13 protein-coding genes are annotated in these 11,365 nt (G+C 65.6%); 9 read left to right on the top strand and 4 right to left on the bottom strand.

What is annotated here, in order from left to right; translation table 11 throughout:
• The first annotated feature begins 216 nt into the window (after positions 1–216).
• From ACT4OC_RS20750 to ACT4OC_RS20730, 5 genes are all read left to right on the top strand, one after another.
• Positions 217–1,206, top strand: a complete 990-nt coding sequence (locus ACT4OC_RS20750; RefSeq protein ID WP_444840905.1) for a hydroxyacid dehydrogenase — start codon at positions 217–219, stop codon at positions 1,204–1,206.
• 61 nt (positions 1,207–1,267) lie between these two features.
• Entirely contained in the window at positions 1,268–2,692 is a 1,425-nt protein-coding gene (locus tag ACT4OC_RS20745; RefSeq protein ID WP_444840904.1) for an amidase, read from the top strand.
• A 114-nt stretch (positions 2,693–2,806) separates the two neighbouring features.
• Positions 2,807–3,238 carry a hypothetical protein gene (locus ACT4OC_RS20740; RefSeq protein WP_444840903.1) on the top strand — a complete coding sequence of 144 codons (432 nt, stop codon included), beginning with the start codon at positions 2,807–2,809 and terminating at the stop codon, positions 3,236–3,238.
• A gap of 200 nt (positions 3,239–3,438) precedes the next feature.
• A complete protein-coding gene (locus ACT4OC_RS20735) occupies positions 3,439–4,287 on the top strand; it encodes a DUF2147 domain-containing protein (protein WP_444840902.1) in 849 nt (282 codons plus the stop codon).
• A 140-nt stretch (positions 4,288–4,427) separates the two neighbouring features.
• On the top strand, positions 4,428–4,784 hold the full coding sequence (locus ACT4OC_RS20730) for a hypothetical protein (RefSeq protein ID WP_444840901.1): 357 nt from the start codon (positions 4,428–4,430) through the stop codon (positions 4,782–4,784).
• Positions 4,785–4,810: 26 nt separating this feature from the next.
• Here ACT4OC_RS20730 and ACT4OC_RS20725 read toward each other — a convergent pair whose 3' ends face one another.
• Both ACT4OC_RS20725 and ACT4OC_RS20720 read right to left on the bottom strand, forming a co-directional pair.
• Positions 4,811–5,218 (bottom strand): (R)-mandelonitrile lyase, encoded by a 408-nt coding sequence (locus ACT4OC_RS20725; protein WP_444840900.1) that lies wholly within the window; start codon positions 5,216–5,218, stop codon positions 4,811–4,813.
• A 19-nt stretch (positions 5,219–5,237) separates the two neighbouring features.
• Positions 5,238–5,936 (bottom strand): ribonuclease activity regulator RraA, encoded by a 699-nt coding sequence (locus ACT4OC_RS20720; protein ID WP_444840899.1) that lies wholly within the window; start codon positions 5,934–5,936, stop codon positions 5,238–5,240.
• Positions 5,937–6,138: 202 nt separating this feature from the next.
• On the opposite strand from ACT4OC_RS20720, the gene pxpB reads away from it, so the two are divergent.
• The 4 genes from pxpB to ACT4OC_RS20700 all read left to right on the top strand — a co-directional run bounded on the left by pxpB (position 6,139) and on the right by ACT4OC_RS20700 (position 9,228).
• Positions 6,139–6,864: a 5-oxoprolinase subunit PxpB gene (pxpB, locus tag ACT4OC_RS20715; RefSeq protein ID WP_444840898.1), complete on the top strand. Its 726-nt coding sequence runs from the start codon at positions 6,139–6,141 to the stop codon at positions 6,862–6,864.
• Positions 6,864–7,919, top strand: coding sequence for a biotin-dependent carboxyltransferase family protein (locus tag ACT4OC_RS20710; protein ID WP_444840897.1), 1,056 nt, complete (start codon positions 6,864–6,866; stop codon positions 7,917–7,919). Before pxpB ends, ACT4OC_RS20710 begins: the two co-directional genes overlap by 1 nt.
• Positions 7,916–8,686 (top strand): LamB/YcsF family protein, encoded by a 771-nt coding sequence (locus tag ACT4OC_RS20705; RefSeq protein ID WP_444840896.1) that lies wholly within the window; start codon positions 7,916–7,918, stop codon positions 8,684–8,686. Before ACT4OC_RS20710 ends, ACT4OC_RS20705 begins: the two co-directional genes overlap by 4 nt.
• Before the next feature lie 161 nt (positions 8,687–8,847).
• Complete coding sequence (locus ACT4OC_RS20700) at positions 8,848–9,228, top strand: hypothetical protein (RefSeq protein WP_444840895.1); 381 nt, start codon at positions 8,848–8,850, stop codon at positions 9,226–9,228.
• Between the two features lie 5 nt (positions 9,229–9,233).
• On the opposite strand, the gene ggt is transcribed toward ACT4OC_RS20700, so the two are convergent.
• Together ggt and ACT4OC_RS20690 are read right to left on the bottom strand one after the other, a co-directional pair.
• The gene (ggt, locus tag ACT4OC_RS20695; protein ID WP_444840894.1) at positions 9,234–10,862 is read right to left on the bottom strand and encodes a gamma-glutamyltransferase; all 1,629 of its coding nucleotides are present in this window, start codon (positions 10,860–10,862) and stop codon (positions 9,234–9,236) included.
• 20 nt (positions 10,863–10,882) lie between these two features.
• Positions 10,883–11,353, bottom strand: coding sequence for a hypothetical protein (locus ACT4OC_RS20690; protein ID WP_444840893.1), 471 nt, complete (start codon positions 11,351–11,353; stop codon positions 10,883–10,885).
• Between the last annotated feature and the right edge of the window lie 12 nt (positions 11,354–11,365).

Genomic DNA, 11,365 nt, shown 5'->3' with positions numbered 1-11,365 from the left:
GGTGTCCGGGGGCGTCCTGGGCCGGCCCACCTGTGTTTTTTTTTTGACCTTCGCTCATCTGCGGCGGCGGGGGCGTTTGAGTATGAAACACCCAAGACTCCACTGGAATCATTATTTGCTGGTGGTCCTTTGATTATAACATTCGCAATCTGGCTCCCAGGTGGGGAGCGAATGTTAGAATCAAAGGACCACTAAGGGCATCACCAAGGGCAGGAAATGGCGTCCAACAAGAAGAAGATTTTCATCACGGAATCGTTCTCGCAGGCTGGCCGGATACTTCTCGGCGAACGCCACGATATCGAGATGATCGAATTCCCCAACATGATTTCGGCAGGGGATTTCCAGGCCAAGCTGCGCGAGCACGCGCCCGTCCATGGCGTGGCGCTGGGCGCTACCCGCTTCGGCGAGACCGAGCTCGAGGCATCCGGCGATATTAAGGTGGTGACGCGCATCGGCGTCGGCTTCGACGCCGTCGACGTGCCGGCGCTGAGCAAGCGCAAGGTGCCGCTGATGGTGGCGGGCACTGCGAACTCGCCTTCCGTCGCCGAGCACGCGGTATTCATGATGCTGACGCTCGCCAAGCGGGCATACGAGATGGATTCCATCGTAAAGGACAACAAGTGGGCCGCGCGACTTGGAGCGCTGCCCTACGATCTCTTCGGCAAGACCGTGCTGATCATAGGCTTCGGCCGCATCGGCACCCGCACCGCCAAGCGCTGCCTTGCCATGGAAATGAGCGTTCTGGTCTACGATCCCTACAAGTCGGCAACCGACATCAAGGCCGCCGGCTGCGAGCCGGTCAGCAGCCTCGAGACCGGCCTGCCCCGCGCCGATTTCGCCAGCATCCACTGTCCGAAAAATCCGGAAACGGTGGGGATGTTCGACGCAGCGCGCCTCAAGCTGATGAAGCCAACGGCCTATCTCGTCAATACCGCCCGCGGCGGCATCGTCGACGAGAAGGCGTTGCATGAGGCGCTGGTATCGAAAAAGCTCGCCGGCGCCGGCCTCGACGTGTTCGAACAGGAGCCGCCGCCGGCCGGACATCCCCTGCTGTGCCTGCCCAACATCATTACCGCGCCGCATGTCGCCGGTGTAACGCGCGAGGCCGTCGATCGCATGAGCGAGCAAACCGCGCGCAACATCCTGAGCGCGCTGGATGGCGCGCCGATCCGGGCGAACGTAATCAATCAGGACGTCCTCGGCTGATCGTTTTCGCTCGAACCGCGCCCGGCGACGCCGGGCGCCTTGCATTGAAGCGGGTGTTCCCATGGCCATCAAGGAATACGGCAAGTACGACGCGGTCGGCCTCGCCGATCTCGTGCGCAGGAAAGAGGTCAGCGCGCAGGAGTTGCTCGATGAGGCGATCGCGCGCACCGCAAAGGTCGATCCCCAGATCAACGCGGTCGTGGTCAAGCACTATGACTACGCCACGAAGCAGGTCGACACAGGCCTGCCCGACGGTCCCTTCAACGGCGTGCCTTTCCTCCTGAAGGATCTCGACCTGCTTGCCGGAACGGTCACGACGTTTGGCGCCAGCGTCTATCGCAACAACAACGCCGACCATAGCGGTACCCTGGCCCGGCGTTTCCTCGACACGGGCGTTGCGATCTTCGGCAAGAGCGCGAGCCCCGAGTTCGGGCTGATGCCGACAACGGAATCGCGGCTGTTCGGCCCGACCCGCAATCCCTGGAATCTCGCACACTCCTCCGGCGGATCGTCGGGTGGCGCGGCGGCGGCCGTCGCCGCGCGCATCCTGCCGATGGCGCATGCCAGCGACGGCGGCGGCTCGATCCGCATTCCCGCTTCCGCCTCCGGCGTGTTCGGCCTGAAGCCCACCCGTGCGCGCAATCCGCTTGGGCCGGACCGCGGCGAAGGCTGGGGCGGCTTCTCATGCGGCCATGTGGTGAGCATCAGCGTACGCGACAGCGCGGTCATGATGGACGCGATCCATGGGCCGGAGACGACCAGCCTGTACGTGGCGCCGCCGCCGGAGCGGCCGTTCGCGCAGGAAGTCGGCCGCGATCCCGGCCGGATGCGCATCGCCTTCACCGACCGTTCGCCCAGTGGCGATGCCATCGATCCCGAGGTCGCGGCGGCGGTCCGCGATGTGGCGGGCATGCTGGGCAAGCTCGGCCACCACGTCGAGGAGCGTGCGCCGACCCTTCCGGTCGATCCGGCCGCCGTCATGACCGTCATCGTCGGCAGCAACACGGCGCTGACCGTCCGGATGACGGAGGCGGCGTTGGGTCGCCAGATGACGGGCGACGATTTCGAGGCCCTGACCCTGGCGATGAGCCATAACGCCCAGAAGACCAGCGCCACTGACTATGTCGCAGCCCAGCTCGACGCGTTCCGGATTGCGCGTGCGCTTGCCGAATTTTTCGAGACCTGTGACGTGTTCCTGTGTCCGACGCTGTGCGCGCCGCCGGTGAAGATCGGCGAGCTCAACACCATGGCGGAGGACCTCGGACATATCACCCCGATCCTGCGCCGCTACATGCCCGGCACGTCGATGTTCAACATGTCGGGCCAGCCGGCGATGAGCGTGCCGCTGGCCTGGAGCAAGGCCGGACTGCCGCTCGGCATGATGTTCTCCGCCAGGCTCGGCGATGAGGCGATCCTATTCCGCCTCGCCAGCCAACTCGAACAGGCAAGGCCCTGGAAGGACAAATTACCACCGGTATGTGCGTAAGCAGGCTGTTCCGCAGTGCCAAAACTCAGCCTCATTCGCACGCGAGTAAGGGAAACCGGCGCGGCAACGGGGACACCGAATCCGCTGGCGGAGTTCATATCCGGAGGCTCGATCGTGACAAGCAGCGATCCAACCGACCATGCGCTGGCGGCCATCGCCAGCATTCGCGACAACGCGGACATTGAAGCCGCCGCCCTGCAGCCGCAAAGTGAGGCGGAACGGCAGGCCATCGCGGTCATCGAGGACAAGCCGCTGGCGCCTGAGCAGCCGGATGGCGACAGCTATTCCAAAGTCGGCCCCGGGCCGATGACTTCGATCCGTTTCAAATGGTCGGTGCGGCGTGGCGATAATGACGACTATTTCGTCGACGAAACCATCGGCGAAAATTCCGCCGCCATCACCTCCGGCCCGATGAGCCGTGAAGATGCGGTCAGGATGGTCGACGACCGCGAAGCCGATGCGCGCCGGCGATTCGACGATTTGCGCAACGAAATGGCGGGGCGCAGCGCCATCGCCAATGTGCTGCGCGGCGACGACGAGGCCTGAGGGACATCGCGGGAGGGTGCGGAACCTGCGACTTTTGCGCGGAATTGACGGCAATTTCGGCCGAATCTAGATTCGCTCCGGTCGGGATTGAACCGAACCGGCGAGATCACGACTTATGGTTTGAAAGTGATCCAGATCACGCTGGTTGACGCCGCTGGAGCCTAGTGCTTCGCGCCGAGAATCTCGTTCAGGAGGTCGATATGAAGAAGCTCTTGGCTGCAGCCGCCTTGTTGTTGGCGAGCGGCACAGCGCAAGCCCAATACACCTTCGAGTATGGGGGCAAGACCATCCGCATCGATCCCGACCGCGGCACCGTGCAGATCCCCGGCGTCTACGACAACACCAAGAAGGCCAAGAAGAACGAGGACGCCTCCAAATCGAAGGAGAAGCCGACGACGACAACGGCTGCGCCGCCTGCTGCGGCGCTGGTCGAGCAACAGCCCGCTGCGGCGGCAGCAGCGCCGCCACCTCCGGCCGCGGCTGCACCGAGCGCCGTCGCCGCGCCCGCAACGCCGCCGATCCAGGCTCCAGTCCCGCCGCCGCTCGGCGCTGCCAGCGCTTCGCCGGCGACGTCGACCGCGGCTGCTGCCCCGACTGACAATTCGGCCGCTGCCCAGCCCAGCGTGGCGCCGCCCCCGCCCGCCGCGGCGCCAGCGCCGCCGTCATCGACGGTTGCCGTGGCTCCGCCTCCGGCCGCTCCCCCGGTACCGCCGCCGGCCCCGAAACCGGCGCCTGCCGCCGTCGTGGCCAGCAACACGCCCATCGGCGTCTGGTTGACCGAGGAAAAGGAAGGCAGGGTCCGCATCGAGCAATGCGGCGCCAACCTCTGCGGCTACTCCGTGGACAAAAAGACCAACCAGAATGGCGAGCAGGTTCTGATCAACATGAAGCCCGGCAAGGACAAGTGGAGCGGACGCATTCTCGATCCCACCACCGGCAGCACCTATGATTCCACCATCGCCATGAAGGGTACCGAGACCCTGCGCGTCCAGGGCTGCGCCTTCGGCGGCGTGTTCTGCGGCGGCCAGATCTGGACGCGGGTGAATTAGCCGCCGCGTGTGACTTGCGTCATTCGAAAGGTCCCGCCCTGCCAGCGGGGCCTTTTTCATGCGTGACAGCCATCACGGTCGCCCGGTTCCCGTCATGACAGGTTCCTCGCCGAGGAACACTAACGGGGGAAGGTGACGACATGAGCGCATTTCATAAAGCTAACCTTGCCGTCCTGACGATCGCCGGCGTCTTGCTGGCTACGCCCGTTGCCGCGAGCACGACGTTTGACGGCCAATGGAGCGTGCAGATCGCTTCGTCGAGTTCCGCCTGCACCAATGGCACCTCGGTGTCGATCGGGATCAGCAACGGTCAGGTGGCATCGAACACCGCAACTGTCTCGGCGTCCGGCCGGGTTGCCGAGGCCGGCACCATCAGTGTGACCCTGAGCTCCGGGATCAAGCGCGCGGTCGGTTTCGGCCGGCTCAACGGTTCGTCCGGCTCCGGTACCTGGCGCGCGGCGATGTGCTCGGGCACATGGACCGCGCAGCGTAGCTGATCTCGCCGAGGTGGCGCCGTCCCAGGCTACGTGGACGGCGCGACGCCGTACTCGTCGTCGGTGACATGCTCCATCCAGGTGACGTAGCTGCCGTCGAGCGCTTCCTGCATGGCGATGTGGGTCATCGCATTGTTTGGCGACGCGCCGTGCCAGTGCTTCTCGCCCGGCGGAATCCAGACGACGTCGCCGGGCCGGATTTCCCGCACCGGGCCGCCCTTGGCCTGCACGCGGCCGATACCCGAAATAACATAGAGCGTCTGGCCGAGCGGATGGGTATGCCAGGCCGTTCGGGCGCCGGGCTCGAACGAAACGCGGTTCGAGGCCACCCGCGCGGGCGCCTGCGGCTGGATGATCGGATCCTGTAGCACCGTACCGGTGAAGGATTCCTTCGGAGCCCGGCGTGTGGGGCGAGAGCCGGCAAGATGGATTTCCATGGACTTGTGTCTCCTTCCGTTACTTCTTGCTCGCCGCGTAGCGCGCCTTGGTCTCGGCGTTCATCGGGTAGAGGCCGGGCAGCACCGCGCCGTTGTTCACCTCGTTGACGATCCAGGCTTCCATCCGTTCCTGCTCCGGCCCTTCGGTCAGGATGGTGTCCAGCTGCGCCTGCGGGATCAGCACGGCGCCGTCCTGGTCGGCGACGACGATGTCGTTCGGGAAGACGGCGACGCCACCGCAGCCGATCGGCTCGCCCCACCCCACGAAAGTCAGTCCTGCGACCGAGGGCGGCGCGGCGTAGCCGTTGCACCAAACCGGAAGGTTGGTGCCGAGCACGCCCTCGACGTCACGCACGACACCGTCGGTGATCAGCGCGGTGACGCCGCGCTTGACCATGCGCGCGCACAGGATGTCGCCGAAGATGCCGGCGTCGGAGACGCCCATGGCGTCGACCACGGCGATGCAGCCTGCCGGCATGGCCTCGATCGCGGTGCGGGTCGAGATCGGCGATGACCACGACTCCGGCGTCGCCAGATCTTCGCGTGCCGGCACGAAGCGCAGGGTGAAGGCACGTCCCACCAGCCGCTTCTGTCCCGGATGCAGCGGCCTGGTGCCCCTCATCCAGACGTTCCGCAGGCCCTTCTTGAGCAGGACGGTCGTAATGGTGGCGGTCGAGATTTTGGACAGCGTTGCGATCTGCTCTGATGACAGGGACATCGAAAAAACGGGCTCCGGTGGGGAAGTTTTGCGGGCGCATCTTGCGGGGAAGGGAACGCGCGTCAAGGGGCCGGCGATCAACCCAGCTTATCGCTGGCGTGCGGTATAATTTATTGATGTTGCACGAACTTTTTCGCGAGACGAATTCCACTCGGGAGCGAAACGCGCTAGCCTTGCGGCGCAAGAGAGTCCCTGGAAGATCATGCCTGCAATTCCCCCTCCCCGCCTGCTCGCCAGCGGCGACAGCGCCGTCACGGTGGAGTATTCGCGCGACATCGACGACGGCGCCAACCAGCGCGTGCTTGCGCTCGACCGCGCGCTGGCGCGCGAGCCGATCGCGGGCGTAACCGAGGCCGTGCCGACCTATCGCTCGCTGCTGGTGCACTACGATCCCGTACAGATCGATTACGAAACGCTGGGCAAGCGGCTGCTTGTGCTGGCGCAGTCGCCCGCAGACACGGCGGCTAGCGCGCGGCGCTGGCGCATCCCCGTGGCTTACGGCGGCGAGCACGGCATCGATCTCGAAGATGTCGCGAAGGCGCTCAACACCACGCAGGACGAGATCGTGGCGCGCCATGTCGCGGGCAACTACCGCGTGGCGATGATCGGCTTCACGCCGGGCTGGTCTTATCTGAGCGGGCTCGACAAATCCCTGCACATGCCGCGACGGCAGAACCCGCGGTTGCTGACGCCGTCCGGCACCATTTCGATCGGCGGCGTGCAGACGGGCGTGCAGTGCCTCGCGGGACCCAGCGGCTGGCATCTGCTCGGTCGCACGCCGGTGCGCACCTATCAGCTACACCGCGATCCCATCTTCCTGCTCGAACCCGGTGATTACGTTACGTTTTCGCGCATCGACGCCAAGGCCTTTGCGGAGCAGGACCGCGCCGCGGAAGCGGGCGAAATCGTCGCCGAGCTGGTCGCCTGATGGGAAAGCTCGTCATTGCCTCGATCGGTCCTGCGAGTTCGGTCCAGGACGGCGGACGTCCGGGCTCCCAGCGTTATGGCCTCGTGCCGAGCGGCGCGATGGACCGCCTGGCGCTGGCGGCAGCCAATGCGCTGGTCGGCAATGCGCCGCTTGCCGCGGCGATCGAGGTCGGCCCGTTCGGCGCGGCCTTCACCGCGCGCGGCGGCGCCGCACGTGTAGGGCTCGCGGGCGCGCAACGCAGCGCCGATGTCGCGAAGCGGCCGGTGGCCGGCGACTGTTCCACGACGCTCGCAGATGGCGAGACACTCACGCTCGGTTTTGCGCGCAATGGCTGCTTCAGCTATCTCGCGATCGAAGGCGGCATTGCCGGCGAGCCGATGTTCGGCAGTCTTTCGGTGAATGCGCGAGCCGGTCTCGGCAGCCCCTACCCGCGTCCGCTGCAGGCCGGCGATGAATTGCAGGTGGCTGCCGCAAGCGGAGCGCCCGAGCGCCGCATCGAACTGCCTGACGTCGCACCGACGCCGATCCGGGTCGTGCTCGGGCCGCAGGACGATGAATTCTCCGACGAGGCCAAGGCGCTGTTCCTCGCCAGCGACTGGAAGATCTCGGCGACCAGCGACCGCATGGGCTACCGGCTGGAAGGCCCTGTCATCAGGCACCTCCACGGCCACAACATCGTTTCCGACGGCACGGTGAACGGCAGCATTCAGGTGCCCGGCAATGGCCAGCCGATCGTGCTGATGCAGGATCGCGGCACCAGCGGCGGATATCCCAAGGTCGCTACGGTGATAACGGCCGATCTCGGCCGCTTCGCGCAAATCTCCGCCGGCCGCAGTTTTCGCTTCAAATCCGTCGGCATGGCCGAGGCGCAGGCCGAGGCGAAGAAGTTCGCGGAACTCCTGCGTACCCTGCCCGACCGCCTGCGCGCGATCGACAGCGCCGAATTCAACATCGAAGCCTTGGCCGATGCTAATGTGGCGGGCCACGCCGTCAGCGCGGTGGACGCCGGAACCTGGCATCCATACGCCTGGACAGAAAGCGAGCAATCACCATGAAGACGGTCGATCTGAACTGCGATCTCGGCGAAGGTTTTGGCGCCTGGGAGATGGGCAATGACGCCGCCATGATCGAGCTTGCGACCTCGGTCAACGTCGCCTGCGGTTTTCATGCCGGCGATCCCGACATCATGCGCCGGACGGTCGAGCTTGCCAAGGCGCGCGGCGTCGGCGTCGGCGCCCACCCCGGCTATCGCGACCTGCACGGCTTCGGCCGCCGGCCGATGCCGGGCCTGACGTCACGGGAGATCGAGAATCTCGTCGCCTACCAGATCGGCGCGCTGCAGGCGATCGCGACGGCGGCCGGCTACAGGGTCACCCACGTCAAGGCGCATGGCGCGATCTCCAACGTCGCCTGCGAGGACGACATGACGGCGAAGGCGATTGCCAGCGGCATCAAGGCGGTCGACCCCAACCTGATTTTCGTGGTGCTCGCCAATTCCAGGCTGGTGAAGGCCGGCGAAGACGCCAACCTGCCGATGGTGCACGAGGTCTTCGCCGACCGCGCCTATGAGGACAACGGCATGCTGGTGTCGCGCAAAAAGCCCGGCGCCGTGCTGCACGATGCCAAGGCCATCGCCGATCGCGTCGTGCAGATGGTGCAGGATGGCGCAGTCGTCTCGGTCACCGGCAAGGTCATCAAGATGCGCACGGACACCGTTTGCATCCACGGCGACACGCGCGGGGCCGTCGAGATCGCGCGAGGCGTGCGTGCGGCCCTGAAGGCTGCCGGAATCGAGGTTGCACCGTTCAAGAAGCCGAGTTGAATCCGGCGGCTGACTGCGGAGTTTCGAGTCGTGCTTGAAGCGCGACTTCTGCGCGAGCATAGACCGTTGAGAAATTGTTAAGGGTCTTCCTAAAGCCAAACTTTCCGAATGGTTGATAGGCGTAGCTTTCCATCCCTAAACGTCCTCACGGGTACGAAAGCATGTTTCGCAAATCTGCCTCGCTGTTGATTGCCGCCATCGCGGTTGCGGCTCTCCCCAGCACCGCCTCCGCCTTCTGTAACAACTGCTACATTCCGCCGCCGCAGCCCTGTGCCACCTGTTACCAATTGCAGAGCGTGCCGCCGCAATACCGAACGGTGCAGGAGACCGTGATGGTCTCGCCTGGCGGCGTGGTCGCGCACCGCACGCCGGCGCAGTATCGCACCGTCATGGTGCCGAAGACGGTGATGGTCGCGCCCGAGGGCGTCGCCTATCAGCATATCCCGCCGCGCTATGCCACGCAGCAGCGCGTCGAAATGGTCTCGCCGGGCTATTCCTATTACGCGCCGGTCGCCCCGCGCTGCGCCACCTGCGGCTACTGAATTTCTCAGTAGCCTGTCGCAGCCCCGTCGCTACGCGGATCGGAGCCGCCGCTCAACATGCGGTCCTCCGGTCCGATCGTGATGCCGTGGGCGTGCCCGGCCTGCTCGTTCCACGGGCCCCAGCGGTGCACGGAGTGGCCGCGCCGTTCCAGCGCATCGATGGTTGCAGTGGGAAAGCGGCTTTCCAGATAGAGCGTGTCGCGCGCCTCGCCGAGGCCGAAGCGGCCGGACAGGAAGCGCGGCAATTCGAGCGCCTCCTGGATGTCGAGGCCGTAATCGATCATTGCGGTGTAGAGCTGCAGCTGGATCTGCGGCTGGCCGTCCGCGCCCATGCAGCCGAGCACCGTGCAAAGCTTGCCGTCCCGCTTCGCCATCGAGGCGATCAGGGTGTGCAGCGGAATTTTTCCGGGAGCCAGGCAATTGGGATGAGCGGGATCGAGCGAGAAATAGGCGCTGCGGTTCTGCAGGATGACGCCGGTGCTTCCCGCCGTCACGCACGATCCGAACGCGCCGTAGAGGCTCTGGATCAATGACGCCGCATTGCCGTCACGGTCGACGGCGGCGACGTAGACGGTATCGCCGGCGAGGCTGCCGTAGGATGGCACCTGATCCCACCGCAACGCAGACTGCGGGTCGATCAGCCCGCTCCGCTTGCGCGCATACTCCCGCGAGATGAGGGTCTCGATTGGGATCTTGGCAAAGGCGGGATCGGCGAGCAGCAGGTCGCGATCGTGATAGGCGATCTGCTTGGCCTGAACGAGCAGATGCAAGCGATCGGGACCGAGCAGGTCCATCGTGCGGGGATCGGATGACTCTATCATGTTGAGCATCTCGAGCACGGTAAAGCCCTGCGTCGGTGGCGGCGTATTGAAGATCGTCACGTCGCGGTAGCTTCCGACCAGCGGCTTGCCCCATGTCGCGCCTTGCTGCGCAAGGTCAGCGGGTTCGAAGAAGCCGCCCTGTTCCCGCGAAAAGCGCACCATCTCGGCGGCAACGGATCCTTCGTAGAAGCCTGCACGCCCCCGCTCCGCAATCGCCTGCAGCGTGCTTGCCAGGTTCGGATTGGCGAGCTTTGCGCCCGGTTGGGGTGCGGTGCCGCCGGGAAACAACAGCGCGGCGGTTTCCCGCTGCGCGAGCAGATCGTCCCTCATCATTTCGATGAATGCGGCAAGGCGCCCCGTCACGGGGAATCCGTCGCGCGCATAGCCGATCGCCGCCTCGAGCACGCGCGGCAACGGCAAACGGCCATGGACGTCATGCGCCGCGATCCAACTCGCCACGCCGCCGGGGACCGTCAGTGTCGCCGGAACGATCCCGCGCAGCGGGATATCGCTGCAACCGCGCCCGGCCACCGCATCCGGCGACGCGCCGGCTGCGGCCTTGCCTCCGCCATTGAGAAAGCTGACCTCACCGCTGTCACCGGCATGGATCAGCCAGAAGGCATCGCCGCCGAGCCCGGTCATATGGGGATAGACCACCGCCAGCACGGCGCTCGTAGCAATGGCGGCGTCGATCGCGGAACCGCCGGCGCGCAGCACGTCGACGCCGGCGGCCGAAGCCAGCGAGTGTGGCGAGGTGACCATGCCGTGCGGCGCCAGCGTCGCTGGCCGGCCAGTGTTGATGGCGAAGGGCATACCGATACCCGGCTCCTAGGTCATGCGACCTTCCCTCGCGATCCCCGCGCGGGCGCCCTGATCGTGCCATCGCCTACCCACGCATCGAAAATTTCGAGAGCCTTGTCCGAAAAGGCCTTGTCGTTGATATGCGCGTCGACTTCGGTCATCCGGGCCGGGGGCACGACGGATTTGCGCGCCTCGTCAAGAAAGGCCGCGAGTCCCTGGGGGTCATGCGTCGGCCCGCCTTGCTTGTCCCACTCCTCGAGCCCTTTCGTTGGCAACAGGAAGTGCACTGGACCTTTCGATTGCGAAAGCCGCCTGCCGATTTCGCGCGCGGTCTCCCGCCGCTCTTCGGCGTTCAGCACCGAGGATTTGATCAGCCGGTTGTGGGCGTGGAATTGGCGGTCGGCAAATCGCGCCGGCAGTTCCTGCGATCCCACAAAGTCGATGAGGTCCATGCATCCGGGAGCCACGATCTGCGGAATGCCGCTGCGGCCGGCATTGAGCAACCTGTCGGGCCC

This window comes from Bradyrhizobium sp., from assembly GCF_052389815.1.
Taxonomy (GTDB): Bacteria; Pseudomonadota; Alphaproteobacteria; order Rhizobiales; family Xanthobacteraceae; genus Bradyrhizobium.
The sequence above is the reverse complement of the archived record's forward strand: the minus strand, read 5'-3'. Positions and strand labels throughout refer to the sequence as shown.

What these genes read in the sequence shown, in the direction of transcription:
- ACT4OC_RS20750 (WP_444840905.1), top strand. Translation starts at nt 217, where the DNA reads ATGGCGTCCAACAAGAAGAAGATTTTCATCACGGAATCGTTCTCGCAG.
- ACT4OC_RS20745 (WP_444840904.1), top strand. Translation starts at nt 1,268, where the DNA reads ATGGCCATCAAGGAATACGGCAAGTACGACGCGGTCGGCCTCGCCGAT.
- ACT4OC_RS20735 (WP_444840902.1), top strand. Translation starts at nt 3,439, where the DNA reads ATGAAGAAGCTCTTGGCTGCAGCCGCCTTGTTGTTGGCGAGCGGCACA.
- ACT4OC_RS20730 (WP_444840901.1), top strand. Translation starts at nt 4,428, where the DNA reads ATGAGCGCATTTCATAAAGCTAACCTTGCCGTCCTGACGATCGCCGGC.
- ACT4OC_RS20725 (WP_444840900.1), bottom strand. Translation starts at nt 5,218, where the DNA reads ATGGAAATCCATCTTGCCGGCTCTCGCCCCACACGCCGGGCTCCGAAG.
- ACT4OC_RS20720 (WP_444840899.1), bottom strand. Translation starts at nt 5,936, where the DNA reads ATGTCCCTGTCATCAGAGCAGATCGCAACGCTGTCCAAAATCTCGACC.
- pxpB (WP_444840898.1), top strand. Translation starts at nt 6,139, where the DNA reads ATGCCTGCAATTCCCCCTCCCCGCCTGCTCGCCAGCGGCGACAGCGCC.
- ACT4OC_RS20710 (WP_444840897.1), top strand. Translation starts at nt 6,864, where the DNA reads ATGGGAAAGCTCGTCATTGCCTCGATCGGTCCTGCGAGTTCGGTCCAG.
- ACT4OC_RS20705 (WP_444840896.1), top strand. Translation starts at nt 7,916, where the DNA reads ATGAAGACGGTCGATCTGAACTGCGATCTCGGCGAAGGTTTTGGCGCC.
- ACT4OC_RS20700 (WP_444840895.1), top strand. Translation starts at nt 8,848, where the DNA reads ATGTTTCGCAAATCTGCCTCGCTGTTGATTGCCGCCATCGCGGTTGCG.
- ggt (WP_444840894.1), bottom strand. Translation starts at nt 10,862, where the DNA reads ATGCCCTTCGCCATCAACACTGGCCGGCCAGCGACGCTGGCGCCGCAC.